Here is a 26,397-nt window from a genome sequence, read left to right on the forward strand (position 1 = left end):
ATACGCTGCCGAGATGCTGGTCGTACACGGGATCTGGGCAGGAGACGCCCTCGCTTTCTGGGCAGAGGACACCGACGGCACCTCGCAATCTGCCAGCGCGCCCACCACCGGGACGACCAGCGGAACCACCACCCACCCAGCCACTGAAACGACCGCTGAAACCGCCCGCCAAGCCACCGGGACAACCGCTCGGCCGTCCACCGGGACGGCCGCAGGAGTCGTGCGGCCACATCCGTTCGCCGCGACCGCTGCCGTGCTCGGCGATCTGCTCGGCTTCGCGCCCACCCCGGCAGTTACGCTCCGTGACCAGGTCAACTCCGCGGAGGGCCCGCAGGGGGTGCTCACGGAACGGCGGCCGGCCGATCGGCTGCCTCCGGTCCCGCTGGGCGGCTCCGTGCGCGGTCTGCGGTTGCTCCTGCCCGGTTCCGCCAAGGAGCCGCTGGCCTCGCCCGAAGCCGGGCGCCTGTCGGAGATCGTCCGGCCGCGCCTGCATCTGTGGGAGGTGCCCGCTGTCGTCCCGGCCACCGATGACGCGCTGCGGGTGCTCGTCGAACACCCCGGCGCCGCCACCGTACGCCACTGGAGCGTGGTGGCGGAGTTCGCGCGCGATCTCGTACGGCGGGGGCGAATCATCCCCCAGCTCATCCCCCATGCCCACTCGGAAGAGGCCGGTGGGCGGGCCGTGTGGCGGGCGGTGCTGACCGGGGCCGACGCCGCCTACTTCCGGGATCTCGCCCTCGCCATGCCGCCCGCCTGCCGTACCTCCGAGGTCGAGCGCCCCTCGGTGGAGGTGCTCGGGGCGGCGCTCGACGCGTTCGCCGACGCGCTCGTCCGGGCGGCGCTCACCGAGCCGCTCGTGACCGGCCCCCGTACGGATCAGGAGCGGTGGCTGGCGGCGCTGACCGGGGCCGACGACAGCTGCCTGGACAGCCCGGAGCTGCGCCGTGAGCTGGAGGAGTGGCGGGATTCCGTGGCTGCCGCTGACGGGGCCGCCAGGGTGTGCTTCCGCCTGCTCGAACCCACCGGCGATCTCGACCGCACCCCCTCTGCCGACGACCTCGACCGCCTAGACCGCACCACCTCCGCTTCTGCCGACGACCTCGACCGACTGGATGACACTGCCCCCGCCGACCACGCTGACGGCACCACCGGCACCACCGGCACCGGCGCTGACGATGGCCGTGGCTGGCGGGTGGAGATCGCGTTGCAGGCCGCCGACGATCCCAGCCTCTACGTACGCGCCGAACGGGTGTGGAGCGGCGAGCCGGTGGCCGGCCTGCCCAGGAGTCCGGAGCGCGAGCTGCTGGCCGGGCTGGGCCGTGCCGTGCGCCTGTACCCCGAACTCGACCGGGCTCTTCGGGTCGCCCAGCCGACCGGGCTTGAGCTGGACACGGCGGGCGCGTTCGGGTTCCTGCGGCAGGCGGCGCCGCTGTTGCAGGCCGCCGGGTTCGGGGTGCAGCTGCCGCGCTGGGCCGGCCGTACGAGGCTGGGGCTGAAGCTGACCACCCGCACCAAGAAGCAGAGCGCGGCCACCGCCCAGGGGTTCGGGCTGCGCGAGCTGGTGAACTTCCGGATCGACCTCGCGGTCGGCGACGAGACGATCAGTGAGGCGGAGCTGGCCGAGCTGGCCAGGCTGAAGGTGCCGCTGGTACGCGTCCGCGGGCAGTGGGTGGAGCTCGACGACCGTCAGCTCAAGGCCGCGCTGAAAGCCGTCGGGGGCGAGCGCACCGGCGAGCTGCCCGCCGCCGACCTGCTGCGTCACGTGGTCCAGGGTGACGACGAGCTGCCGCTGCTGGAGGTCGACGCCGACGGTGTGCTCGGCGATCTGCTGTCCGGCCAGGCCGAGCGGCGGCTCCTGCCGATGGCCACGCCCAGCGGTCTGGACGCGACGCTGCGCCCCTATCAGGAGCGCGGGCTGGCCTGGCTGAGCTTCCTGTCGGAGCTGGGGCTGGGCGGGGTGCTGGCCGACGACATGGGGCTGGGCAAGACGGTCACCACCCTGGCGCTGCTGGTCCACGAGCGGGCCGACACGCCGACGCTGCTGGTGTGCCCGATGTCGCTGGTGGGCAACTGGGAGCGGGAGGCGGCCAGGTTCGCGCCGGGGCTGCGGGTCTATGTGCACCACGGCAGCGGCCGGGACGCCCAGGCGATCGGCGACGCCGACCTGGTGATCACCACGTACGGCACCGCCCAGCGGGACCTGGAGACGCTGCGGCAGGTCGAGTGGCGGCGGGTGGTCTGCGACGAAGCCCAGGCGATCAAGAACAGCGGCACCCTGCAGTCCCAGGCCGTCCGGGCGATCCCCACGGGCACGCGGCTGGCCCTGACCGGGACGCCGGTCGAGAATCATCTCGCCGAGCTCTGGTCGATCATGGAGTTCGCCAATCCGGGGCTGCTCGGGCCGCGGTCGCGGTTCAGGACCCGGTTCCAGGAGCCGATCGAGGCGCGCCAGGACGAGCAGGCCATGCGGGCGCTCAAACGGGCGACCGGCCCGTTCGTGCTGCGTCGCGTCAAGACCGACAAGTCGATCATCTCCGATCTGCCAGAGAAGATGGAGGTCAAGGAGTGGTGCCCGCTCACGCCCGAGCAGGCCAGCCTCTACCAGGCCGTCGTCGACGACATGCTGGGCAGGATCGACGACAGCGAGGGCATCGAGCGCCGCGGCCTGGTGCTGGCGGCCATGGCCCGCCTCAAGCAGGTCTGCAACCACCCTGCCCACCTGCTCAAGGACGGCTCGCTCCTGTCGGGCAGGTCGGGCAAGCTGGCCCGGCTGGAGCAGCTCGCGGAGGAGATCGTGGCCGAGGGGGAGAAGGCGCTGGTGTTCACCCAATACGCGGAGTTCGGGACGATGCTCCAGCCCTACCTCGCGCAGCGGCTCGACCGGCCGGTGCTCTGGCTGCACGGCGGCCTGCCCAAGAAGACGCGCGACCGCCTGGTCGAACGGTTCCAGCATGACGACGAGCCGATGCTGTTCCTGCTGTCGCTCAAGGCCGCGGGCGTCGGCCTCAACCTGACTGCGGCCAATCACGTGATCCACGTGGACCGCTGGTGGAACCCCGCCGTCGAGGACCAGGCCACCGACCGTGCCTTCCGCATCGGGCAGCGCAAGAACGTACAGGTGCGCAAGCTCATCTGCGCGGGCACCCTGGAGGAACGCGTGGACGAGATGATCGAGCGCAAGAAGGCCCTGGCCGAGAGCGTGGTCGGCACCGGCGAGGACTGGCTGACCGACCTGTCCACCGGCGAGTTGCGTGAGGTGTTCCGCCTGACCGCCGAGGCGGTGAGCTGAAATGGCGTGGTTCGAGGCCGCCAAGCCGATCAGGGTCGAGGGCGGGCTGCGGGCGCGCACCCAGCGGGGTTCGATCGGCTCCACCTGGTGGTCGCGGCGCTTCATCGACATCCTGGAGCGCGTCTGCGACAAGGGCCGCCTGTCCCGGGGCCGCGCCTACGCCCGCGCGGGCCAGGTTCTGTCGATCGACCTCGCCCCCGGCCTGGTCACGGCGGCCGTCCAGGGCTCGCGGCGCCGGCCGTACGACATCAGAGTCGAGATCGAGGCGTACGACGAGGCGCGCTGGGCCGCCATCGAGGAGGCGATCGCGGCCCAGGCCGTCTACCGGGCGAAGCTGCTGGCCGGTGAGATGCCGACGGAGATCGAGGAGTTGTTCGCCGCGCTGGGCATCGACCTGTTCCCCCGGGACCTGGACATGGAGTGCTCGTGCCCCGATTGGGGTCTGCCGTGCAAGCATCTGTCGGCGGTGCTGTACCTGCTGGCGGAGTCGTTCGACGACGATCCGTTCCTGGTGCTGGCCTGGCGCGGGCGCAGCCGGGAGCGGCTGCTGGGGTCGCTGGCCGATCCCGAGCCGGAGCCGATCGCGGTGCCGGACGTGCCGTTCGCCGACCGGCTGGCCGACTTCTACGCCCCGGGCGCCACCGCCCACCGGCCAGAACGCCGTCCCGCCGCGGCGGGCGCGTCCGATCTCCTGCCTCGTGTCTTCCCGCCGCCGCGCGATCTGGCGGACCCGCTGGCCGCGGCGTACCGCCGCCTCGGCGAACCCCCGCATGATGAGAGCCAACCGGGGGTATCGCCACCGGATGGCCTGCCGTATCAGTGAATTGGTGATCGACTGTCGAGATCCCGAGCGCCTGGCCGCGTTCTGGTGTGAGGTGCTTGGCTACGTCATTCTCGATCGGGAGGAGGACGGCAGCATCGAGATCGGTCCCGAGGCCGAAGGCTTCGGCGGCCTCCAGCCGACGCTCGTCCTCAGCCCGGACGACCATCCGAAAACCGGAAAACTGCCGCTGCACATCGACGTGAACCCCACGGACCGCGACCAGGACGCCGAGCTCGAACGCCTGCTGGCCATCGGCGCCAAGCCCGCCGACGTCGGACAGACGGGCGAGGAGTCCTGGTACGTCCTGGCCGACCCCGAGGGCAACGAGTTCTGTCTTCTGCGCCGACGCCTGAGCGGCTAGTCGCCAAGCCTTAACCGACGCCTGAGCGGCTGGTCGCCAAGCCTTAACGGTCGTCGAAGTCGGCGGGCACCATGACGCGCACCCCGTTGGGCACCACGCGGAGCCGGATCGGGGTGCGCAGGCGCACTTCGCCGTCGACGTCGGCCGCCATCGGCGGGTCGGTCTCCAGCAGCATCTCCCTGCCCATCACGAACGGCCCGCCCGCCAGGCTGCGCCAGCGGCCGGTCGTGGCGCGCACCAGCGTCTCGCCGAGCAGCCGCAGCTTCTTGCCCGAGCCGAGCTGGTAGGCGACCAGCATGCCGTTGTCGATGCTGACGTCCTTGGCCAGCTGCCAGCCACCGTGGAAGCGGCCGTTGGCGATGTTGAGCTGGTGGGTGAACAGCTCGTGGCGCGTGCCGTCGACCGTGATGTACGCGCGGAACGGCCGGTGGCCGGGCAGGACCCGCAGCGCGGTCAGCGGGTAGGCGGGACGGCCGAGGATGCGCTTGAGCCACGGCTTGACCGTGCCCGCCACCTCGACGGACACGCCGAAGCTGGCCAGGTTGGCGAACGGCCGGTCACCCGCCATGCCGAGGTCGATGTCGGCCACCTTGCCGGTGGCGAACACTCCGACCGCCCCGGCCAGGTCGAGCGGCAGGCCCAGGCTGCGGGCGAAGTTGTTGGTGGTGCCCAGCGGCAGCACGCCGAGCGCCACGTCGCGGTGGGCCACGTGGCGGACCGCCGAGGACAGTGTGCCGTCGCCGCCACCGACGATCAACAGGTCGGGCCGGGTCTCGAGAGCCTGGTCGAGCAGGGCGCGCAGCCGCTTGGGGTTGGAGACCGACAGCTCGGCCTGCGGCTCGAAGCCGAGGGCGTGGATCTGGTCGATCACCTCGAAGTAGTGCCGGCGGCCCCGGCGCGAGCGAGTGTTGACCACCACCGCCACCCGGCGGTCCTGACGGATCGCCTCGGTGTGCTCGGTCTTGGTACGCAATTCGCTCATGGTCATCCATGGTAGGTGCGCGGAGCCCCCTCTGGGGCCAGCCGAAAGGGGCCGCCGGATGTCCCGGCGGCCCCTCGATTTACTTCAACAACCGGATGGCTGTTACTTCTTCGGCGGGATCACCTGGACGATGGCGCCCAGGTTGCCGGGCAGCGGCGAGACCAGCTTGAACTGGACGCCGAGCGCCTTGCCCTCGTCACCCGGGTTGCCGGTGCCGGCCACGTGGCCGCCTCCCAGGTCCGTGCCGTACAGCTCGGTGGCCGGGGTTCCGTCGACGTTCACGACGCGGGTGCTGTACGGCTGGTCGCCCTTGGACGGGACGACCACCGACGCGTCGAAGTCGCGGTAGAACAGGCTGCCGTTCTGCAGTTCCAGACCCGGGTACCAGGTCTTGGCGTCGGTGAAGTTCGGCACGCCCTTCAGCGCCGGGATGTCCGTGCAGTACTCGCTGAACGGCTCGTCCGCCGCCTCCAGGCACTCCTTGAGCGGGTACGTCTTCCCGAAGGAGAACGCCGCGTTGGACGACTGGGTGCGGCCTTCGAGGTTCTTGTGCCGCGTCGGGTCCTTGGTCGCCGCGGTGCCGGTGCGGCGCAGCGGATCGAAGTGCGAGTCCACGACCAGCAGGCTGCCCTTCGACCCGATGCTCGGCTGGAGATCGAGGTTGTTGGACAGCGAGTTGTTGGTGAACGTCGAGTCGCGATACCACACCAGCAGGCCGGGAGCGTTGTACTTGACCTTCTCCACCTTCCACGCCCCGTCGCGGGAGTAGTTGGTGTCGTAGGCGTACTGCAGGCCCTGGTCGAAGCCGTCGAAGTTGCGCCACTCGGCCAGGTAGAAGCGGGACACCTCGCGCGAGCCGTTGTTGATCGTCCAGCCCTGGCCGCTCGTGTTGGTGTGCGTGCCGCCGATGGCCTTCCAGCCGTTCTCGCCGCCTTCGACGTCGTCGCTCCACACGGCGGTGGCGCCGTTGGTGAGCTGGAAGTCGTCGGCGTGCCAGCCGCGCGGGGTGAAGGCCGCGTCGGTGTTGTACGCGAGGCGCAGCTTGATCGTCTTACCGGCGAACGCGTTCAGGTTGACGTAGTCGTGCCGCCAGCCGTTGGTGTTGCCGGTGAGCCCGTACTTCTTGTCGCCGAACGTCTTGAGGTTCTTGTTCGGGTCCGGGTAGCCGTCGGGCGTGGTGACCTCGTTGCCCGCCTCGTCGTAGACCTTCTGCTGGGCCCAGGTCTCGCCGCCGTCGGTCGAGACCTCGACGAAGCCGAAGTCCCAATCCTGCTCGATCTCGTAGTTGTTCCACATCCAGAACCGCAGGTCGGTCCCGGCGGGCACCGCCACGTCACGAGTCAGCTTGACGTCCGCCCATTCCTGGTCCAGCCCGGACCACCAGGCGTTGGCGCCGCTGTGCGGGTCGACCATCTTCAGCGGCGTGGAGGCCAGGTTCACCCGGACGCCGTCCTGGGTGAGCTTGGGCGTCCGCGACGACTGTCCGACGGTGACCAGCTTGGCGGCGTCGCCCGGGTTGAACGTCTTCGGGTTCGCCCAGCCGAGGACCCACTTGTCCCACAGACCCATGTGGGTCGGCATGGACTGGAAGATCGGCCCGGAGTGCGAGCCGCTCGACATCAGGTCCCAGAAGTCGACGGCGGAGCTGGCCTGGCCCGAGGTGTCGTACAGGTCGGGCAGGCCGAGGTCGTGGCCGTACTCGTGGGCGAAGACGCCGACGCCGGAGTCCTCCGGCTGCACGATGTAGTTGGAGATCTTCTTGTCGCTGCCGGGGATCTTGTAGCCGCCGGCCACCGCGCTGGAGTGCGCCCAGATCGCGTACGTGCCCTCGGCGCCGCCGTTGGACGACTTGTCCTTGCCCGCGTGCACCATGACCAGGTGGTCGATGACGCCGTCGGGCTCGCTGAAGTTGCCGTCACCGTCGACGTCGGAGACGTCCTCGACGTCGTAGTCGGCCCACGGGAAGTTGGGCTGGCTCTTGGCCAGGGCGTCCACCGTGTCGATGGCGAGCTGGCCCGCGCCGAGCGGGTTGTCGGGGCTGCCGGTCATGTCCTGGGGAGCGCCACCGCAGGCCGCCGCGCCGTACCAGGCCTCGGAGTGCGGTGCCTTGATCCAGCCGACCGCGGAGCCGGTGACCGAGTAGGCGCCCTTGGACATCTCCTCGTACATCTTCTTCATGGTGAAGCCGGAGATGTCGATGCCGGGGCGGCCGTCGCGCGGGTCCTTCAGGTCGGGACGTACGCGCTGGGTGATGCCCTTGTCGGTGTAGAGCATCGTGTTGAAGTGCGAGGTGCTGAAGTCCTTGACCCAGAAGCTGTTGTTGTCCTTGTGCGGCAACGTCGCGGGGTCGGGGATGTTGTTGTGCAGCGGGCCGTTCTTGACCGTGCCCGCCGGCTCGACCACGCAGTCGTCGGGCGCGCTGTTGACCGTGCGCAGGCGGTTGTAGCCGGAGAAGTCGTCGTTGGCCTGCTCGTTGAACTCGACCAGGACGGTCAGCAGCTTGGCGACGCGGGTCTGCTTGGACTTCTTGAAGATGAAGTCGGCAGGGTTGCGACCGGTCTTGATCGCCTCGTTCTCGCGGGCCGCGAGCACACGGGCGGCGGCCGGGTTGCCGCTGGTGAACTTCCTGTCGACCTTCTGCGCCGGGCTGAGCGAGCGGGCCTTCTGGTTGGGCAGGAGAGGCTCGTCGGGCGTCTCTTCGACGCTGGGCGGCGCATAGTTGATGTAGAAGTCGGACGCGCCCGGCTCGTACCTGGCGGCAGAGGCGGGGGCGGCGGGGACCGTCAACGCGGCGCCGAGGAGGGCGACCGCGGGTAATGCGGCTAACAGACGCTTTGTGCTGGGCACTGATAACCCTCTCTGCCCGGGATCGCCGGGCGCATGGCCACAGGGTGCAATGCCGGAATTTAGAGGGTGGGTAAAGCAAACGTAAAGAGCCCAGTTGAAATGTGATGAAACTAGAACAAAAGCAACGCCCCAGTAACACCACCCACGATCGCCCCGCCGTAGCAGAGCACCGCGATCAGCGAGTCGTACCGGGCGATGCCGAACAGCTCCTCGCTGGTGAACCGGATCCGGTGCGCGGCGTGGAACAGGCAGAGCACGATGACCACGAGCAGCGCGAGCCGTACGAGGACGTTGTCCAGGAGCGCGCGCAGGTGCGCGACGGTCGGCCAGTCGATCACACCGAGCGGCATGAGCACGCCGAACAGCAGGACCAGCACGGGCAGCAGCAGCGCGGCGGCCACTCCCCCGCCGCTGAAGAGCAGCCACAGGTACGGCTCCAGCGTCCGCTTCACGGTGACCTCAGGATGAAGTAAGCGATCAGGACGGACAGGGCCAGCCACGCCGAATGGTTGCCGCCCTGGATCATCCAGGCGGGCACCCGCCAGCCGTCGAGCCGGACCACGGTGGCCTTCGGGGCCAGGTTCAGGAACGTGACGGCGTGGAAGACGGTCGCGACCAGGGCCACCACGTTGACGGCGATCATCCAGGGCTGGGCGGCCAGGGTGGTGAAGTCCTGGAAGGTGCCGCCCAGCAGGGCGCCGACCAGCAGGAGCAGGAAGACGATGGTCCACGCGACCAGCACGCTGGTCAGCTCGCGCAGGACGAAGATCGTGTAGTTGCGGGTACGGGCGAACCAGAACGCGTCCCGCGGCGGCCGGTACGTGCTCGTCGCTCGCTCGCTCCCGGGCGGTCTGGTCATCGCTTGCTCCAGGGCAGTACCGAGCGCAGGGCGGCGGTCAGCTTGCCGCGCTGGATCGCCTCGGCCGGGTCCACGTGCTTGGGACAGACCCGCGTGCACTCTCCGACGAACGTGCAGCCCCAGACCGCCTCCTCCAGATTGAGCACATCGAAGCGGTCGCCCATGTCCCGGGAGTCGAGGTTGTAGCGCTGCGCCAGCGCGATCGCGGCCGGGCCCAGAAAATCGGGGTTGAGCACGTACACCGGGCAGGCCGAGTAGCAGAGCATGCAGTTGATGCACATGCTGTACTGCTTGTAGGCGTCGAGCTGCTCGGGTGTCTGCGCGTACTCCGTGGTCAGCGGCAGCTCCTCGCCCTCCCTGATGAGCCACGGCCGCACCGACGACAGCTTGGCCAGGAAGTCGTCGATGTCCACGACCAGGTCCCTGATCACCGGGAAGCCCTTGAGCGGCTCGATCCTGATCGGCCCGTCGCCGTACTCGGTGAGGAAGGTCCCGCAGGTCAGCCGGGGCTCGCCATTGACGGTCATGCCGCACGAGCCGCAGATGCCCATCCGGCACGACCAGCGGAACGACAGGCTGCCGTCGAGCCGGTCCTTGACGTAGTTCAGGCCGTCGAGCACCGCCCAGTCGGCCGTCAGCGGCACGTCGTAGCCCTGGAAGACCGGCTCGCTGTCCTGCCCCGGCCGGTAGCGGGCGATCTCCAGCCGGATCGTGCGGGTGGCCGCCGCCTGCCGTACGGACTCTTCGGTGTCAGTCACGTCCATAGACCCTTTCCCCCGGAGGCCAGCGGGTGATCGTCACGGGCAGCAGGCCGACCGACGGCGTGCCGTCGGGCGCTTGGTGCACCAGCGAGTGCGCGAGATAGGTGCTGTCGTCCCTGGCGGAGAAGTCGGTGCGCTGGTGCGCGCCGCGCGACTCCTTCCGGTTGAGCGCGCAGGCGACGATGGCCTGCGCGACGTCGAGCATGGTGTGCAGTTCCTGCAGGTTGATCAGCTCGGTGTTGAACGTCGTGCTGGAGTCGTCGACGCGCGCCTCCGCCGCGCGTTCGCGCAGCTCGGCGAGGGTGTCGACGGCCCTGGCGAGCACGCCGCCGGTCCGGTAGATCCCGGCCGCGCCCTCCAGCGTGTGCTGCATCTCCTCGCGCAGGTCGGCGATCCGCTCGCCCTTGCCCGACGCGTCTCGCGCGCGTTCCAGCCGCCGCCGCTCGTCGTCCCCCTGTGTCCGTACGACCTGGGGCTCGCCCTGCTCCTTGTGCTCTTTCGCGAACCTCGCGGCGGCCAGGCCCGCCCTTCTGCCGAACACAAGGATCTCCGGGAGGGAGTTCGAGCCGAGCCGGTTGGCGCCGTTGATGCTGACGCACGCGGTCTCACCGGCCGCGAACAGCCCGGCGACCGGAGTGGCGCCGTCAAGGTCGGTGTGGACGCCGCCCATCATGTAGTGCACGACCGGGCGGACCGGGATGAGGTCGGTGGCCGGGTCGAGGTTCTGGTAGCTCTTGCACAGCTCGCGGACGAACGGGATGCGGGCCTCGATCTTGCCCTCGCCGAGGTGGCGCAGGTCCAGGTAGACGACCGGCCCGTACGGGGTGTCGACCGTGCGGCCGAGCTGCTGTTCGTGCACGAACGCCTGGGAGAGGCGGTCACGCGGGCCCAGCTCCATGCTGCGCAGCTTGGGCGTCGGCGTGGGCTTGCCCAGGTCGTAGTCCTGGAGGTAGCGGTAGCCGTCCTTGTTGATCAGCCAGCCGCCCTCCGCCCTGGCCGCCTCGGTGATGAGGATGCCGGTGAACGGCAGGCCGGTCGGGTGGTACTGGACGAACTCCATGTCCTTCAGCGGCGCGCCCGCCCGGTAGGCCAGGGCCATGCCGTCGCCGGTCTTGATCGCGGCGTTGGTGGTGAAGGGGAAGACCCGGCCGCAGCCGCCGGTGGCCAGGATGACGGTCCTGGCGGCGATGGTCTCGACGCGGCCGGTCCTGATTTCGACGGCCACGACGCCGTGGACCCGGCCGTCGTCGACGATGAGCTTGGTGACGTACCACTCGTCGTACCGCACGATGTCCCGATATTTCAGTGTTGTTTGGAACAAGGTGTGGAGAAGGTGGAAACCGGTCTTGTCGGCCGCGTACCAGGTGCGCATCCGCTTCATCCCGCCGAACGGCCGGACGGCCACCCGGCCGTCCGGCTCGCGGCTCCACGGGCAGCCCCAGTGCTCCAGCTGGATCAGCTCCCGGGGCGCCTCCTCCACGAACGCCTCGACCGCGTCCTGGTCGCAGAGCCAGTCGCCGCCGGAGATCGTGTCGTAGCAGTGCTCGTCGAGCGTGTCGCCGACGCCGATCACCGCGGCGGCGCCGCCTTCGGCGGAGACCGTGTGGCTGCGCATCGGGTAGACCTTCGACACGACCGCCACCGTGAGCGCGGGGTCCGTCTCGGCGACCGCGATGGCCGCGCGCAGACCCGCTCCGCCTCCTCCGACGATGAGCACGTCGATCATGTGCGATCAGCTCCCGTGGTCGGGTTGTATCGGGTCCTTCACCCGCTTGCCGTCATGGCGGATGGCGGAGAGGTGGATGCTGCCGTCGTGGTACTCGTGGCGGATCCTGCGGCAGCCGCAGTCGAAGAGCTGGTCGCGGATCACCAGGCCGTAGCCGTCGTCGTCGACGAGGTGCTCGCCGGCGGACTTCTTGCCGCAGGGGGCCGTCTCTGGCGTGAAGGGAGTCTTCGTGCCTGTCATCGCCGATCTCCTTAGATGGGCGAAACGTCATCTCCACACAAGCACCCCGGCCTTCTTCGGAGAAGGCCCGGTTTGGGCGGCTTTCGGATGGCTTCTGGCGGCCGTCGGGCTGCCATCGGGCGGCTTTTACGGCAGAAGCCGGTCAGCCGGGCTTCTCCTCGGTCTCTTCCGAGCCTTCCCCTCCGCTCTCCACTTCCTTGGCCCCCTCATCAGCTTCCTCAGCCCCCTCATCGAGTTCTTCCCCGGGCACTTCCTTCGGCAACGGCGGATAGTGCAGGTCGAACGCGGGCCGTTCGGACCGGATGGGCGGGAGGAAGGTGAAGTTGTGCCGGGGCGGCGGACACGAGGTGGCCCACTCCAGGCTGTTGCCGTAGCCCCACGGGTCGTCGAGCGTCACCTTGGGCGCCCGCCTGGCCGTCTTCCAGACGTTGTAAAGGAACGGCAACGTCGAAGCGCCGAGCAGGAACGCCCCGATGGAGGAGATCTCGTTCATCCCGGTGAAGCCGTCAGCCGGGCTGTAGTCGGCGTAGCGCCTGGGCATGCCCATCGCCCCGAGCCAGTGCTGGATCAGGAACGTGGTGTGGAACCCGATGAACAGCGTCCAGAAATGCACCTTCCCCAGCCGGTCGTCGAGCATCCGCCCGGTCATCTTCGGCCACCAGAAGTAGAACCCCGAGAACATGGCGAACACCACGGTCCCGAACACCACGTAATGGAAGTGCGCGACGACGAAATACGTGTCGCTGATGTGGAAGTCGAGCGGCGGCGACGCCAGAATGACCCCGGTCAGGCCGCCCAGCAGGAACGTCACCAGAAAACCGACCGCGAACAGCATCGGCGTCTCGAAGGAGAGATGGCCCCGCCACATCGTGCCGATCCAGTTGAAGAACTTCACCCCTGTCGGCACCGCGATGAGGAACGTCATGAACGAGAAGAACGGCAGCAGCACCTGACCGGTGGGGAACATGTGGTGCGCCCACACGGTCATCGACAGTCCGGCGATCGCGATCGTCGCCCCGACCAGCCCGCCATATCCGAAAATCGGCTTGCGGCTGAACACCGGGATCACCTCGGTGATGATCCCGAAGAACGGCAGCGCGATGATGTACACCTCGGGGTGCCCGAAGAACCAGAACAGGTGCTGCCAGATCAACGCCCCGCCGTTGGCGGGGTCGAAGACGTGCGTACCGAATTTGCGGTCCGATTCGAGCACGAGCAGCGCGGCGGCCAGCACGGGGAACGCCATGAGGACGAGCATGCTGGTCAGCAGGGTGTTCCAGGTGAACAGCGGCATCCGGAACATCGTCATGCCCGGCGCCCGCAGTCCGATGATCGTGGTGATGAAATTGACGGAGCCGAGAATCGTACCGAGGCCCGACAACGCGAGCCCCATGATCCACAGATCGCCGCCCATGTGCGGCGTGAAGGTGGCGGTGGAGAGGGGCGTATAGGCGAACCACCCGAATTCGGCGGCCCCGCCCGGCGTGACGAACCCGGCCAGCACGATCAGGCCGCCGAACAGGAACATCCAGTACGCGACCGCATTGAGCCTGGGAAACGCGACGTCAGGAGCGCCGATCTGCAAAGGCATGATCACATTGGCGAATCCCGCGAACAGCGGCGTGGCGAACAACAGCAGCATGATCGTGCCGTGCATGGTGAACAGCTGGTTGTAGAGCTGCTGGCTCACGAGTTGCATCCCGGGCTGCACCAATTCGGCCCTGATCACCATGGCCATAATGCCCGCGACGAGGAAAAACCCGAACGAGGTGATCAGGTAGAGATAGCCGATGACCTTGTGATCGGTCGTCGACAGCCAGGACACAATGATCTTCCCGGTGCGCCGGCGTCTGACCTGCTCGATCGAGGTCTCGCGAACAGTCGTCACGAGTGCTCCCTCCTTTGCGGAGTGTGCTCTGCCCCCGATCCTCCAATTCCACGCCAACGATCGCCATACGGGAAGCAATTTTCAACATTCGCCGCACACGTCTTTGCCTGGCACCCCTTTTTCGGTCCTTATGGCATGCACGCGGCGCATGGATTCCATGCGAGATCATCGCTGGTGGACCGACCTTGGCCCCCGTAACGTTTCCCAATATGTCCCCCACCCCACCCTCCACCGAACCTTCCGCGGGGCCTTCCACCGGACCTTCCGTGAGACCCTCCACCGGTCCTTCCGTGGAACCCTCCACCGGGCCTGCCACCGGATCTCCCATCGGACCGTCCATCGGCCTCCACATGCCGAACGGATTCGCCGCCGCCGACCGCCAGGGCGCCGCCCGGGTGGCGAGGCTGGCCGAAAGCCTGGGCTACGAGTCGCTGTGGACCGCCGACCACATCGTCCTCCCCAGCCCCCGACCGGACTCCGCCCCCCTCGAACCGGACGCGCCGCTCCTGGACGCCGTGGTCTCGCTGGCCTTCCTGGCCGCCCACACCGAGCGCATCCTGCTGGCCACCGGCTGCGTCGTCCTCCCCCAGCGCGACCCGCTGATCCTGGCCAAGCAACTGGCCAGCGTGGACGTCCTCAGCGGCGGCCGCCTGATCTTCGGCGTGGGCGCCGGCTACCTGGAGCCCGAACTGCGCGCCTTAGGCGTCCCGATGTCCGACCGCGGCTCCCGCCTGGAGGAGTACCTGGCGGCCATCCGCTCCCTCTGGCAGGACGAGAAGCCCGCCTTCGACGGCCGCCACGTCTCCTTCAAGGACGTGGACGCCCACCCCCGCCCTATCCAGCGCCCGGTCCCCGTCGTCGTCGGCGGCCACACCCGCGCGGCCCACCGCCGAGCCGCCACGCTGGCCGACGGCTGGTACGGCTGGATGCTGGGCCTACGCGCCACGGCCGCCCAACTGGAGTCACTGAGGGCCGTATCGACCAAGCCCCTGCACATCTCGGTCACCCCAGCCCGCCGCCTCGACGCGGCCACCGTGAGGTCGTACGCGGAACTGGGCGTGGACCGCCTCATCGTGGCCACCCCACCGGGCCTGTCCTTGCCCGAGCTGGATTCTTTTGTCAAACGAAACGCCCCAGCCGAATTCCTCACATAAGTACCGAACTTTTCCCCGCTCGCCTGCATCCAACTCCGCATGAACATAAAGAAGATCACCCTGTTGACCGGCGGCGCCCTGGTTTCGACCCTGCTGCTCCCGCCGGCGGCGGCCCTGGCCGCCCCGTCGATCCCGAAGAACTTCCTCCTGTACGAAAAGGAGGCCCGCAAGGACACCAAGCACGAACACTGGCTTCTCTCCCAGAACGACAACCTGATCGAGGTGGAGAACATCCAGTGCTCGGGCGCCAAGCTGAAAAAGGACTGGATCGCCCGCCGCGACCTCACCTATGACCCGAACATGGGCGGCGGTGAAAAGACCAACGCCGAACGCGGCGAACAGGTCCTGCTCTTCGCGAAGGCAAACGCCGCGGAGAAACTGATGACCGAGTTCCGCACCCGCCTGACCAAGTGCGGCAAAGTCGTCAAGGTAATCGACCCGAAAATCGGCGACGACTCGGTGGGCGCCTCGAGGGCCACCAAGGGGACGAAGTCCAATCCCGTACCCCAGACCCAGCAGTTCGTCGCGGTACGCAAGGGCGCGGCTGTGGCTATTTATTGGGACGTGCGCAACGACGCCCCGGCCATCAGAACCCTCGCCCAGCACCAGGCGGACGCCACGAAGATGGCCGCGAAGCTCTGCACGATCGGCAGTTGCTGACTCACCGACCACCTGCCATCGTCACAACCAAAGGGCCTCCGCTTCGCTCCGGACGTTCTCCCAGGCGGGCTACCGCCCGCCCCCTGGGGGGATCTCGCTCCGCTCGGACCGCCTTCCCAAGGGCTACGCCCCCACGCTTCGCCATGGGTTGGCCAGGGGGAGGCGGAAGCTTGGCTGGAGCTCAAGGTGGGCCTTCAACGGATGGGAAGGCGGTTGACGGGCGTACACCAACTGCTTACGGCGGGGTAGTCCCAGCCCGATCGCTCCCAGAACCAGTCGCCATCGCCTCACACCACCAGCGAGGGGTTACTGGGTCGATGCCGGCACTGTCCACCATAGGTTTCTTCCTAGAACGGCGTCCTGTAAGGCCTGTTCAAGACTGGTGGTCAAGGGTTGCTCCGGTGGTTGAGCAGCGTGGCAGGGGCATGCGCCGGCTGGTGGTTCGGGATGGGGGGCGCCGTTAGCGGTCGTGTCGGGTGAGTGCGGTGCCTGGCCTGCGGGTTGGCCCTCGGGCGCGCTTTCGGCCCAGATGACTTTCCCGCCGCGTGGGGCGGGGTGGCTGTTCCAGCGGCGAACGGCCAGAGAGCGAAGCTAACATCGAGTGAGCGAACATAGACACTCTGTCATCCGGGTCCCGGCTGGAAGATCGTCGAAACCAGGCGGGCGATCGCGGCCTGACATGGCCGGGCCGGCGGCTCCGGTCTCACGATGCCGCCGGCCGATGAGATCGTTCCCTCGACTCGCTAGAACGCGGTGATGATCTGCGTGAACTCGCAGTTGACGAAGGTGTCGGGTGGTCCCGACACGAGCCGGATATCGGATATGCAGTGATCGGTTCCGGCGCCGCCGTCAAGGGTGCCGCCGCCGTTCTTGCCGGTGAGCTGATCGGCGCCGCCCAGGCCCTGGATCTGGTCACGACCGCCGCCACCGTCGATGACGTTCGGGCCCGCATTGCCGATGAGCACGTCGTCGGCGGTGCCGCCCTCCAGGTTCTCGACATCCGCGGCGATGGTGTCCCGCGCCCCTTCGGGCCCGTCTTCGGGACCGCCGTCGTCGCCGGTCGCGCCGTCGAGGTCGGCCCGGATGGCGAGCCTGCCGCCTGTCTCGCCGTAGGAGACGGTGTCGGAACCGCCGCCGCCCTGCAGGACGTCGCCGCCGAATCCTCCGTCCATGGTGTCGTCGCCGGAGCCGCCGACGAGCTGGTCATTCCCGGTCTCGCCGAACAGGTGTGCGGGGATGCCGGTGGAGTTCGTGATCACGTCGTTGCCGTCCAGGCCGCGGATGCGGATGGACGGGGAGGCCCCGACCTGGCAGTGCGCTTCGTGCGGGGTCACCAGGGTGCATCCGGTGCCCGCGATGAGTGTGGCGGTGGGGTCGGTCAGCACGAAGGACCCGTTGTCGACGCGGACCGTGATCTGGTCGTCCACGCCAACGGGAGCGTCGTACCTGAGGTCCCCGCTGCCACGCACCACACCAGGTTGGCAGTCGCCGTAACAGGGACGTGCCGCCATCGCGGGCTGCACGGCCACGACGGCCGGGAGAATGGCGAGCGCCGCCGCGCCGCCGAGCAGCCGCATCATGCGGCGCGGAACCCGGTACGTCCGATCACGAATTCGTGTACGTGTCATCTGTCATCACAGCCCTTGGCATGGCTTGGGCGATGTTGCGACATGTGCGTGACCCTTCGTCGTAGGAGACGGCGCCTTTATTGGCATCCACCCAGTAGGCGTTCCACCGGGTTCCATCACCCGCCGCCTCGCCCAGCCCCACCGCCGACGGTTCCGCCTGCGGCCTTCACCTCGGCCTGGTCGTCGGCGGAGACCTTCGCGACCACGTTGCGGCGCGGTGAACGAGACACCTTTGGCGCAGCGGTCCATGATCGGCGATGCCCGGGTGCGGGCCCTGGGCCCCCACCGGAGCCGCACCCGGACGGGGAAACCGTGTGGATCAGCGAGTGCAGTGGACGATGCCCGCCAAGTTCCAGACGCCGAAGCCCGGCGGGGCACTGGCGGCGAAGTCGAAGGAGACAGGCGAAGAGGTCACGTTCGGCCGGAAGAACAGCAGGTGCGCCCCGAAACCCACGCTCGAGATCGCACCGCCGGTCGCCTGGTACCCGCTCGGGCAGGTGGTCGTCACCTTCTTCTGGGCTGAGGCGTCGTTGCTCGTCTGATTCTCAACGACCAGGAAATCGAAGAGGCGGTTCTCTCGTGCGCAGATCGCGTATGAGGCCACCTGGTAGGGGTCGGTGGGCGCGACCGAGAAATCGTCCTTCGCGGCCTCAGCACCCACACCCGACGCGACGCCGTTCAGGTGGTTCGGCCCCATTGTCAGATCGAGCTGCCCGTGGGCGCCGATGAGCTGTCCACCCGACCCGATGACGTTCTTGCCGGGTGAGCAGTTGGCGAGCACCGAATCTGACGGCCTCGTCGTCGGCGGATTGACCTGCGTGATGACCTCGTATCCGGGCGGCGCGACGGCGCAGGAGACGAACGTCGACACTGCCCATGGTGCTGTCACCCCGATCTGGTCCACCTGGACCGTGACGACGAAGCCGGCCCCGGCCGCGTCAGAGATCGGGCGAGCCTCGGTGATGATGAGGTGTTGCCCCCCGGAGGTCTGGGCCCCACCGCCGAGCGGGACCTTGCCGGGCGGGCAGTTCACCCGCTGGGACTTGTTCACCAGGCTGAACGGCGACAGCACCGTTTTCACCTCGATCGACCCTGCCGGGATCGTCGCCGCCGCCGCAGGTTGCACCGTGAGGACCTGCGCGGCCAGAACGGCCATGCCGAGCCAGATCGCTGCGTACCAGACTCGTTTCATGCGCTGATGTACGGCTCTTGCCGCATTGGTTGTCATATCCTAGAGACGTTCCGTCTCGTTCCATGCTGGCCGGTCGGCAGCTCGCGGCGAGTAGACGCTGCGCCGGTCAAGCATCCAGGCGCAGCGCGGCGGGCACCTTTCGGCCGATCCGTGCCGCGTCCCGGACCTGTTCCAGCGTGCGATGCCGTCGGACGGCGTGCAAGAAGTCGGAAACGCCCTCCGTGTCCGGCGTCATGCGCCCGCTGATCTGCTCGCGCAGAAGCGCGTACTGGTGGACGACGTTGTAGGAGGGCTCGGCGGATCGCCCGCTCCACTGCGTCAGCGGCCGCTCGTAGCAGACGGGAACCGGAAGTTCGGTCAAGGTGCCGTCCCTTCCTCGGGCGCCGTACAGTCGCAGACGCCCCGACCACCACTGAGCCTGATCGGCCTTGACGCGACCGACTGCCAGATCGGCGCACCTCAAAGATCGATAAGTGCGGCTGGAGTATTAAGTCCCGAACTCTTCCCATTCGCTGGCATCCAACTCCGCATGACCTCTGCGCGGTTCCTGCGTCGTCTTGACGCAGCTGATCCGGCTTCAGGCGCACGACAGGCTTACGTCCTGGCAAGTCGTGACCTTGTGCCCTTTGTTCGTGGCTGGAATCCGTTCACATTGAGGTGCTGGACATCTCGGGCGAAAGGATTTATCGATGGCGCCGAGTGAACAGGCGGAGAGGACGATGACAAGGTTGCGGTCGCACGCAGCCTCTGCGCCGCCTGTTCCGGAGATTCCTCCGAGGCTGGTTTTCACGGCGCTCGGATCCGGGCCGCGAGGCTTATCGGCGGCAGAGGCTCGGACGCGACGGGAACGGTTCGGGCCGAATGAGTTGCCGCAGGGTCCTGGACCGCGCATCTGGCGCCGGTTGGCCGCCCAGTTCACCGACCTGTTCGCGATCGTGCTGCTGGTGGCTGCGGCGATCACGTTCCTGGCGTACCTGCTGTCGGAACCCAGAGACACTGGGAACTTACAGCTGTCGTTGGCCATCTTGGGTGTGGTGCTGCTCAACGCGGTGATCGGGTTTGCCCCGGCGACTACCTGACCACCTGGCTCGACCACGTCGCCGTGCACAAGGTCCGCCCCAACACCCTGGCCCGCTACCGCGCCTGCCTCCGCCTCTACTTCCCCACCCACCTGCTCAAGAAGAAGCTCAGCCAACTCACCGCCAAGGACATCCGCCTGTGGCTCGACCAGCTCCGCGTCACCTGCCGCTGCTGCGCCCTGGGCACCGACACCGCCCGCGACCCCTGCGCCACCCAACCCCAACAGCGCCCCCGCTGCTGCGCCCTCGGCCACTGCTGCCAGCGCTACCTATCCCCGCTGACCATCCAGTACATCCACGGCGTCCTTCGCTCCGCCCTGGAACACGCCGTCCGCGAAGACGACCTGCCGCGCAACGTCGCCCGCAACGTCCAAGTCCCCGTCGGCCGTCAACAACGCACCGAACCCTTCACCCCGCATGAGGCCCGTACCTTCCTGGACGCCGCCCAAGGCTTCCGCCTGCACGCCCTGTTCGACCTCGCGCTCCGCACCGGCCTGCGGCGCGGTGAACTCCTCGGCCTGCGCTGGAGCGACCTCGACCTGACCGGCGGCACCCTGGCCATCCGCCAGACCCTTCAGTACGTCCCCGGCACCGGCCTGGTCATCAGCCCCACCAAGACCCCCAGCTCCGAACGCCGCATCGCCCTGCCCCGCGAGGCCATCGCCTCTCTGACCCGCCACCGCGACCAGCAGCAGGCCGACTGCGACGCCGCAGGCCCCGCCTGGGCAGACACCGGCCTGGTCTTCACCACCAAAACCGGCGCGCCTCTCCAGCCCAGCAACGTCAACCGCGACTTCCACCAGCTCCTCCGAGGAGCCGCACTCCGCAAGATCCGCCTCCACGACCTGAGGCATTCGTGCGCCTCGCTCCTGCTCGACCAAGGCGTGGACCTCATCGTGATCAAGGAGCTACTTGGTCACGCCCACATCGCCATCACCGCCGACGTCTACGCCCACGTCCGACTCCGCCTCCAACGCGACGCCACCGAACGCATGTCGGGAGCACTCGACGAGCGCCCCGAACCGTAGCCGTCAGAAAACGATCACGGCCGCTGTAGCCGTCAACGTAGCCGTCAAACGTCGCGAGAGCGTCGCCAGAAGTCGATCTCTGACGACGCTCCCGCATTTGGAGTTCTTACAAGGATTCGACTCCACTAACCCAGCTATGAATGGATTCAAGAATCGAGATCAACGTGATCTCACTCTCGATCCATCTATGCTCTGACCGAATCTCGCCGCTCTCCATGTCTGCCAGATCAATTTCGGATTGTCCGTCAGCCCAAATTACAAGCTGACCCCCATGGCAAGAGCCTTCAAGTACCCAGCTAACAGAGCGGTGATCTCGATCCGGAGAGGACAGTTCGACCTCCGAACTAATACCCAGCTCCACAAGCGCTTCTTGCTTGCGCGAGATCCAATCCTGGGCGATACCCAGCAGGTCAGAGCGCTCTAGCATGATCCACCGAGGCCGAGATTCCTCGCTTCGGGAAGCTCCGGCTTGGGCAAACCACGCTTCTCCGCGAGCCGGGCATTGATGGTGGTTGAGTCTGACAACTTGTAGTCACCCGGGCGACCTCCAGGGATCAGCAACGAACGCGGGACATCGAATTCCGCATAGACGGAACCTGGTCGAGCTGAGATGTAGGCCTTCGGGTCGGCTGGATGGACCACGTAAGTAAAACCACCTCCGCCGCGTTGAACCATGCCAGTGCGACGGTCATACTCGGCTTGCGACATCCATCTTCCGACACGGACAAGGTCGTCATCCCCATCATTATGACGAGGATCGCTTGGTCCCCTGCCATCACATGGTAGGTGTGCAGGCCGTCGATGGTCAGGTTGTGGACACGGCGGGTCGCGGTCCATTTCGCGATAGCTGTTATCTGCACATATGGCCGTGCATGGCTTCGGCCAAAGCGATTCCGGACATGGAGGGGGACTGCAGACAGACTTGCAGTTTGCGTCCGCCCCTCCCCCCTTTACTTTTACCTTCTTGACGCCATCAGTTTTCGTACCGCAATTTGTCTTACACTGCCTAGTAGTGGGCGACTTGAGGCCGCACCCTGATAGGCATCGATTAGGCTTGCACTGAATCGCCGTGCACCTCTTCAGCTCTTTTCTCGGTTCGCGACGGCCATCTCCATATCCGCCGGTCCACGGCTTCGGGCCCGGCCTCTTGACCTCCATCGTTTTCATGTCTTTGGTATTAACCTTTGGCGTTTGCGCAAGCCCTATTATCAGGGCAAGACCCAAGAGCGCCGGAGGTAGTCTAAAGCGCGTCTTCGACACCGCCTGCGGTGGCATCGGTACTGGCTTTTTAATATCGATGGCTCTGGCGGGAGGCCTTACGATCTTCCTCGGGTCGCCGGATCCCCCAGCGTTGTCATCAAGATGGCCCGTGGGATCCACGCCCGTAAGCGGCGCCGCATTTGCGTAGGTGTATCGGTTTGCTTGGACGGAGGGATCTGAGGGCAGGGTCCAGGTGTCGCGGGAGGCAAATGCCCCGCTACCAGACTGGTACCAGCGGGCATGCATGTTGGTTTTGCCGGTGTCGGGGTCGGTGTATTCGCCCTGGTAGCCGAGTCTCGACTGAGTGCCGGTTTGGGCGATTACTTCGCCGTAGGGGTTGTAGGCCGTGGTGCTGGCCAGGGCGGTGCCGGAGAAGGTGCCGACTAAGTCGTCGTGGATGTCGGTCATGGCGCCGAGGGCAGGGCCACCGGCTTCCTGGGTGCTGACGAGGCCGCCGAAGGGGTCGCGGCCGTACTTGGCTTGGACGGCGCCGCTCTGGTCGGTGATGGAGATGATGTCGTTGTCGAGTCCGGCGTAGGCGAAGCGTTGCTGGCCGCCGCCGGACTTTTGGCGGGTGGCCATGCGGTCGAAGGCGTCGTAGGTGTAGGCGGTGTCGCCGTCGTTGATGAGCCGGTCGAAGGCGTCAAACGTGAGGTTCCGGGTGGTGCCGTTCTTGGTCTCAGTGGCGAGGGTGCCGCGCTGTGTGTAGGTGTAGTCGGCGCCGTCGCCGCTGGTCAGGCGGTTGCGCTGGTCGTAGGTGTAGGTCTTGTTGCCCGCCTTGGTGCGGTTGCCGGACTTGTCCCACTCGTAGGCGGTGGTGGTGCCGTCCGGGCCGGTCCAGGAGGTGAGGCGGCCGGCGTGGTCGTAGCCGTAGGTGTTGTTCCCGGCCCCGGGACTGTACGGTTTTCTGCGACAGAGCCGTTTTCTGGACAGGCCCCACGACCGACCCGAAGGTCCCTAGCTCGTGCGACTCGGAGCATGACTGCAAACGGACAAAGCGTAAGCTCGACATAAAGGGCGCACAAGATCTATTTAAGTGATCAAACGTGACGGAAACGTGACGGAGTGCGACTTACCGTTTCATTCGTCCGGCTTCGTGGCAGCTTCCCGCAGCCGCGTCCTCCAAGTGCGTGGACCTGCCTGCCCGACCGGCCATCCACATGGCGGACCGATTCCTGCTCAGGGCCGTGCGTCTTCTATCCTTCGTATCCGACCCGATCGGAGGAGTAGATCCAGTGAACGCTCAGCGCGACTACGCCGAACTCGTCCAGCGTGGCCTTTCGCTCGACCTGACCCGGGGGAAGCCGTCGCCGCGACAGCTGGATCTCGCCAATGACATGCTCAAACTGCCGACGTCCTACAAGGCAGCCGACGGCACCGACGGGCGTAATTACGGCAACCTGCAGGGGCTCAGCGAGTTGCGGGAGCTGTTCGGACCGCTGCTGCAGGTGCCGGCCGAGCAGTTGGTCGTCGGCGGCAACTCCAGTCTGGCCGTGATGCACGACACGATCGTGCACGCGCTGCTCACCAAGGTGCCCGGGGCCGAGCGGCGGTGGGTGGAGGAGCCGGAGATCACGTTCCTGTGCCCGGTGCCGGGGTATGACCGGCATTTCACGATCTGTGAGCGGTTCGGGATCAAGATGGTGCCCGTGCCGATGAACGGCGAAGGGCCCGACATGGACGTCGTCGAGCGGCTGGTCGCCGACGACGCGAGTGTCAAGGGCATCTGGTGTGTGCCGAAGTACAGCAACCCGTCCGGGGTCACGTACAGCGACGAGACCGTGCGGCGGCTGGCCGCCATGTCCACGGCAGCGGCTGATTTCAGGATTTTCTGGGACAACGCTTATGCGGTGCACCACCTCACCGACACCCACGCCGAGCTGGCCGACCTGCTGGCCCTGTGTGCCGAGTACGGCAATGCCGACCGGGCCTTCGTGTTCGGGTCCACGTCCAAGGTGACGTTGGCGGGCAGCGGTGTGTCGTTCTTCGGGTCCTCGCCCGCGAACGTGAAGTGGTTCCTGGCCAACACCGCCAAGCAGTCCATCGGGCCCGACAAGCTCAACCAGCTCCGGCACGTCGAGTTCCTGAAGGACGCCGACGGGGTGGCCGCGCACATGCGCAAGCACGCCGAGCTGGTGTGGCCCAAGTTCGAGCTGGTCGACCGGGTGCTGGCCAAGGAGCTCGGCGACCTCGGCACCTGGACGAGCCCGCAGGGCGGCTACTTCATCAGCCTCGAGGTGTCGCATGCCGGTGAGGTCGTGGCCAGGGCCAAGGCGGCCGGGATCGCGCTGACCCCCGCCGGGGCCACGCACCCCTACGGCCAGGACCCCGACGACCGCACGATCCGGATCGCACCCACCTATCCCGATCTGGATGAGCTGGAGCAGGCCATCACCGGCCTGGCCGTCTGCGTCCGCGCGGTGGCCGAAGAGCGCGCCTGATCCCACAGTTCTCTAAGCCCGCGTACGCCTGACGCAGCTGCGGCTTCCGGTACGGCGACCCGTCGTACCGGAAGTGTGGGGCTAGCTAGTGCTGTGACCGGAAACGATCAAGCCGGGACGTTCTGGACGGTTGGATCGTGCTTGCTGATCATGATCGTTGGCGCAGCGGGAGTACCGATAGCGCGCCTGGATGCCGCGCTGAGGCGGAAAGGGCGCTGGACCGGCTAGCCGGTTCGTGCGGGGTCGAGCTCGACGGCCGGCGGCTCCGCGAGTGCGGCAAGCCGGACTGCGAGCGCGTCCTACCGCCGCCATCCTGGCCGGCTTCGTCAAAGAGGTGGGCGCCGAGGACACGGTGATCGTCGGATGGAGCCTGGGCGGTCACATCGCCATCGAAGCCGCGCCGGGCCTGCCGGGGGCGGCGGGGTTCGTCGTCTTCGGCACTCCGCCGGTCGGCTCCGTGGAGCGGCTCGGGCGGGCGTGCCTGCCGAATCCGGCGGTGCACATCGGGTTCACCGCCGAGGTCGGCGCGGGCGGATCCGGCGGGCGAGCCTGACCCTCCACGCGGCGCCGGACCCGGTGATCGCCCTCAAGCCACCCGGCCACCACGACGCGCCCCGCCCCCGGCCTGAGCACGGAACTCCCCGGAACCTCCCGGCACAGCACGGAACGCCTTCAGGGCAGGCATGCGCTCCGCGTGTCACAAGATCCCGAACGCTCAAGGAGCGAACGTGCGTCGAATCCTCTTCTCCGTACTCACCGCAATGGGCCTGATGCTGGCCCTGGTAATGGCTGCCACCGCAGCTCAGGCCGCGGCTTTCCCGTCCACGATCATCCGCAGCAACGGTGTCGTCTCACCCGCCAGATGCATCGGCCCGCTCAACGGCGGCACGGCTGACAACACCCCTGTGGTGCTGATGGACTGCGGTCAGGTCTGGCACGGCTTCGCGCCCATCGGCGTGTCGATCGACAACTCGATCCGTCACTCCAGCGGCAAGTGTCTCAGTCTGGCCAACACCCAGAACCCGACTCCCCTCGGCACCCGGCTGATCCTGCGGACCTGCGCCTTCGGCGTCACGGGCGACCAGCAATGGACCTTCCGCGCGCTGACCCCCGGCGCCCCTGACAACGTCTGGGTCCTGGGACAGCACTTCAGCTTCAACTGCGTGGCCCCGGTCGGCAACAGCACGGCCAGCGGTACCCCGCTGAGTGTGCAGAGCTGCAACTTCGGCCCCCTGCAGCAGTGGGTGCTGCCGCCGAACCCGGGCAGCTTCGGTTTCTCCTACGATGACGGAACGACTCCCTGACCGCCTGAAGGTGAATGATCGGCCGTCCCCTTTCGCGTACTGACGATCACGAGAGCGCCGCGTCCTCGGCTGCAAGCCGGCGGCCGGCTCGACTAGTGCTGTGACCGGAAAAGATCACCGGGTTGGGTAGGCAGTTTCAGGCTGCGGGAGCGAGGGAACGGCCGCCCCAGCGGATGCCCTTCTCGCCGCACCATCCAACCGGCAGGAGCGTCTTACGCGCCAACCCGGTGATCGTTTCCGGTCACAGCCCTAGATGGTGCGGGTCTTGCTCTGGCGGAAGCCGAAGATGTACTCGCGGGTCTCGCTCGGGTGGAACGACACCCCGACCCCAGGCTCGAACACCACGTTGTCCCGCGGGCAGTAACACAGCCTCTCCCAAACGGTGAGCGCCTGCACCCGGGCGGGGGCCTCCGCCGTGTCCCGCTTGCGAGCCCCGTATGACCCCAGCACGAACAGCAGCCCGAACCCCCAGAACAACCCGGTCAGGCAGAACGGCGCGAGCAGCACCTCGGTCCAGTTCGCGTCCTTGCCCATCGCGATCACCAGCGCGGTCACCAGGTGGACCAGGGCGGCGACGCCGAGCAGGATGTAGCCCTGGTTCCTGGTCCACGCCGTGTAGTGGCGGCTGGGGAACGACAGCCACACCGCCAGCTGCGTACGGCTCATGAGGTGTTTCGAGGCGCCCAGCGAGGCCGCCGTCGGCAGATCCACGATGTCGCGCGTGGCGGCCATCCGGGCGCGGCCGATCCGGTACGTGGTGCCCGCCGCCACCACTCCAGGGACTGCGGAGACCTGGTCAGATCGGCTGCATACCGGACACGTGACTTCCACCTGGGCAGTCTGGCCTTTAGCCGCGGTCGGCGCAAACCGTAGAG

At 67.5% G+C, this 26,397-nt stretch carries 23 protein-coding genes and 1 pseudogene; 10 read left to right on the forward strand and 14 right to left on the reverse strand.

Translation table 11 applies throughout. From position 1 onward, the window contains the following. Positions 1-13 precede the first annotated feature (13 nt). The 3 genes from AB0L53_RS25090 to AB0L53_RS25100 are packed head-to-tail and all read left to right on the forward strand — an operon-like array spanning position 14 to position 4,473. Positions 14-3,289 carry a DEAD/DEAH box helicase gene (locus AB0L53_RS25090; RefSeq protein WP_363998191.1) on the forward strand — a complete coding sequence of 1,092 codons (3,276 nt, stop codon included), beginning with the start codon at positions 14-16 and terminating at the stop codon, positions 3,287-3,289. A 1-nt stretch (position 3,290) separates the two neighbouring features. Beyond that, on the forward strand, positions 3,291-4,112 hold the full coding sequence (locus tag AB0L53_RS25095; RefSeq protein ID WP_363998194.1) for an SWIM zinc finger family protein: 822 nt from the start codon (positions 3,291-3,293) through the stop codon (positions 4,110-4,112). Continuing rightward, positions 4,093-4,473, forward strand: a complete 381-nt coding sequence (locus tag AB0L53_RS25100) for a VOC family protein (protein ID WP_363998197.1) — start codon at positions 4,093-4,095, stop codon at positions 4,471-4,473. Before AB0L53_RS25095 ends, AB0L53_RS25100 begins: the two co-directional genes overlap by 20 nt. Positions 4,474-4,516: 43 nt before the next feature. Here AB0L53_RS25100 and AB0L53_RS25105 read toward each other — a convergent pair whose 3' ends face one another. From AB0L53_RS25105 to ctaD, 8 genes are all read right to left on the reverse strand, one after another. Next, positions 4,517-5,455, reverse strand: a complete 939-nt coding sequence (locus AB0L53_RS25105) for a diacylglycerol kinase family protein (RefSeq protein WP_358551412.1) — start codon at positions 5,453-5,455, stop codon at positions 4,517-4,519. Positions 5,456-5,557: 102 nt separating this feature from the next. Continuing rightward, on the reverse strand, positions 5,558-8,302 hold the full coding sequence (locus AB0L53_RS25110) for an immune inhibitor A domain-containing protein (RefSeq protein WP_363998200.1): 2,745 nt from the start codon (positions 8,300-8,302) through the stop codon (positions 5,558-5,560). A gap of 110 nt (positions 8,303-8,412) precedes the next feature. Beyond that, positions 8,413-8,754 carry a fumarate reductase subunit FrdD gene (frdD, locus tag AB0L53_RS25115; protein ID WP_358441536.1) on the reverse strand — a complete coding sequence of 114 codons (342 nt, stop codon included), beginning with the start codon at positions 8,752-8,754 and terminating at the stop codon, positions 8,413-8,415. After that, the gene (locus AB0L53_RS25120; protein WP_363998203.1) at positions 8,751-9,161 is read right to left on the reverse strand and encodes a hypothetical protein; all 411 of its coding nucleotides are present in this window, start codon (positions 9,159-9,161) and stop codon (positions 8,751-8,753) included. The genes frdD and AB0L53_RS25120 overlap by 4 nt, the downstream gene beginning before the upstream one ends. Then, positions 9,158-9,919, reverse strand: coding sequence for a succinate dehydrogenase iron-sulfur subunit (sdhB, locus tag AB0L53_RS25125; protein WP_357951084.1), 762 nt, complete (start codon positions 9,917-9,919; stop codon positions 9,158-9,160). Before sdhB ends, AB0L53_RS25120 begins: the two co-directional genes overlap by 4 nt. Then, complete coding sequence (gene frdA / locus AB0L53_RS25130; RefSeq protein WP_363998206.1) at positions 9,912-11,648, reverse strand: fumarate reductase (quinol) flavoprotein subunit; 1,737 nt, start codon at positions 11,646-11,648, stop codon at positions 9,912-9,914. The genes sdhB and frdA overlap by 8 nt, the downstream gene beginning before the upstream one ends. Before the next feature lie 6 nt (positions 11,649-11,654). Beyond that, on the reverse strand, positions 11,655-11,888 hold the full coding sequence (locus tag AB0L53_RS25135) for a hypothetical protein (protein ID WP_363998209.1): 234 nt from the start codon (positions 11,886-11,888) through the stop codon (positions 11,655-11,657). A gap of 142 nt (positions 11,889-12,030) precedes the next feature. Beyond that, entirely contained in the window at positions 12,031-13,776 is a 1,746-nt protein-coding gene (gene ctaD, locus AB0L53_RS25140) for a cytochrome c oxidase subunit I (protein WP_363998212.1), read from the reverse strand. Positions 13,777-14,126: 350 nt separating this feature from the next. On the opposite strand from ctaD, the gene AB0L53_RS25145 reads away from it, so the two are divergent. Further along, positions 14,127-14,930 (forward strand): LLM class F420-dependent oxidoreductase, encoded by an 804-nt coding sequence (locus AB0L53_RS25145; protein WP_363998215.1) that lies wholly within the window; start codon positions 14,127-14,129, stop codon positions 14,928-14,930. A gap of 63 nt (positions 14,931-14,993) precedes the next feature. Next, positions 14,994-15,590, forward strand: a complete 597-nt coding sequence (locus AB0L53_RS25150) for a hypothetical protein (RefSeq protein WP_363998218.1) — start codon at positions 14,994-14,996, stop codon at positions 15,588-15,590. A gap of 743 nt (positions 15,591-16,333) precedes the next feature. Here the strand turns inward: AB0L53_RS25150 and AB0L53_RS25155 are convergent. From AB0L53_RS25155 to AB0L53_RS25165, 3 genes are all read right to left on the reverse strand, one after another. Next, positions 16,334-17,218 carry a calcium-binding protein gene (locus AB0L53_RS25155; protein WP_363998221.1) on the reverse strand — a complete coding sequence of 295 codons (885 nt, stop codon included), beginning with the start codon at positions 17,216-17,218 and terminating at the stop codon, positions 16,334-16,336. Positions 17,219-17,537: 319 nt separating this feature from the next. Continuing rightward, positions 17,538-18,410 (reverse strand): hypothetical protein, encoded by an 873-nt coding sequence (locus AB0L53_RS25160; protein WP_363998224.1) that lies wholly within the window; start codon positions 18,408-18,410, stop codon positions 17,538-17,540. Positions 18,411-18,516: 106 nt separating this feature from the next. Further along, a complete protein-coding gene (locus AB0L53_RS25165; RefSeq protein ID WP_363998227.1) occupies positions 18,517-18,771 on the reverse strand; it encodes a hypothetical protein in 255 nt (84 codons plus the stop codon). A gap of 358 nt (positions 18,772-19,129) precedes the next feature. On the opposite strand from AB0L53_RS25165, the gene AB0L53_RS25170 reads away from it, so the two are divergent. Next, positions 19,130-19,489, forward strand: a complete 360-nt coding sequence (locus AB0L53_RS25170; RefSeq protein ID WP_363998523.1) for a cation-transporting P-type ATPase — start codon at positions 19,130-19,132, stop codon at positions 19,487-19,489. A gap of 23 nt (positions 19,490-19,512) precedes the next feature. Further along, entirely contained in the window at positions 19,513-20,517 is a 1,005-nt protein-coding gene (locus tag AB0L53_RS25175; protein WP_363998230.1) for a tyrosine-type recombinase/integrase, read from the forward strand. Between the two features lie 420 nt (positions 20,518-20,937). On the opposite strand, the gene AB0L53_RS25180 is transcribed toward AB0L53_RS25175, so the two are convergent. Continuing rightward, positions 20,938-22,359 carry an RHS repeat-associated core domain-containing protein gene (locus AB0L53_RS25180; RefSeq protein WP_363998233.1) on the reverse strand — a complete coding sequence of 474 codons (1,422 nt, stop codon included), beginning with the start codon at positions 22,357-22,359 and terminating at the stop codon, positions 20,938-20,940. Positions 22,360-22,563: 204 nt separating this feature from the next. Further along, positions 22,564-22,710, reverse strand: a pseudogene (locus AB0L53_RS25185) (RHS repeat domain-containing protein); the annotation flags it as partial. A 302-nt stretch (positions 22,711-23,012) separates the two neighbouring features. Between AB0L53_RS25185 and AB0L53_RS25190 the strand changes: the two are divergent. The 3 genes from AB0L53_RS25190 to AB0L53_RS25200 all read left to right on the forward strand — a co-directional run bounded on the left by AB0L53_RS25190 (position 23,013) and on the right by AB0L53_RS25200 (position 25,522). Then, complete coding sequence (locus tag AB0L53_RS25190) at positions 23,013-24,218, forward strand: aminotransferase class I/II-fold pyridoxal phosphate-dependent enzyme (RefSeq protein ID WP_363998236.1); 1,206 nt, start codon at positions 23,013-23,015, stop codon at positions 24,216-24,218. Between the two features lie 271 nt (positions 24,219-24,489). Then, positions 24,490-24,771: a hypothetical protein gene (locus tag AB0L53_RS25195; protein ID WP_363998239.1), complete on the forward strand. Its 282-nt coding sequence runs from the start codon at positions 24,490-24,492 to the stop codon at positions 24,769-24,771. Between the two features lie 175 nt (positions 24,772-24,946). After that, entirely contained in the window at positions 24,947-25,522 is a 576-nt protein-coding gene (locus AB0L53_RS25200) for a ricin-type beta-trefoil lectin domain protein (RefSeq protein ID WP_363998242.1), read from the forward strand. Positions 25,523-25,771: 249 nt separating this feature from the next. On the opposite strand, the gene AB0L53_RS25205 is transcribed toward AB0L53_RS25200, so the two are convergent. Further along, complete coding sequence (locus tag AB0L53_RS25205) at positions 25,772-26,293, reverse strand: hypothetical protein (RefSeq protein ID WP_363998245.1); 522 nt, start codon at positions 26,291-26,293, stop codon at positions 25,772-25,774. Positions 26,294-26,397 lie beyond the last annotated feature (104 nt).

Origin of the sequence: Nonomuraea sp. NPDC052129 (assembly GCF_040680095.1) — a bacterium.
Lineage (GTDB): Bacteria > Actinomycetota > Actinomycetes > Streptosporangiales > Streptosporangiaceae > Nonomuraea.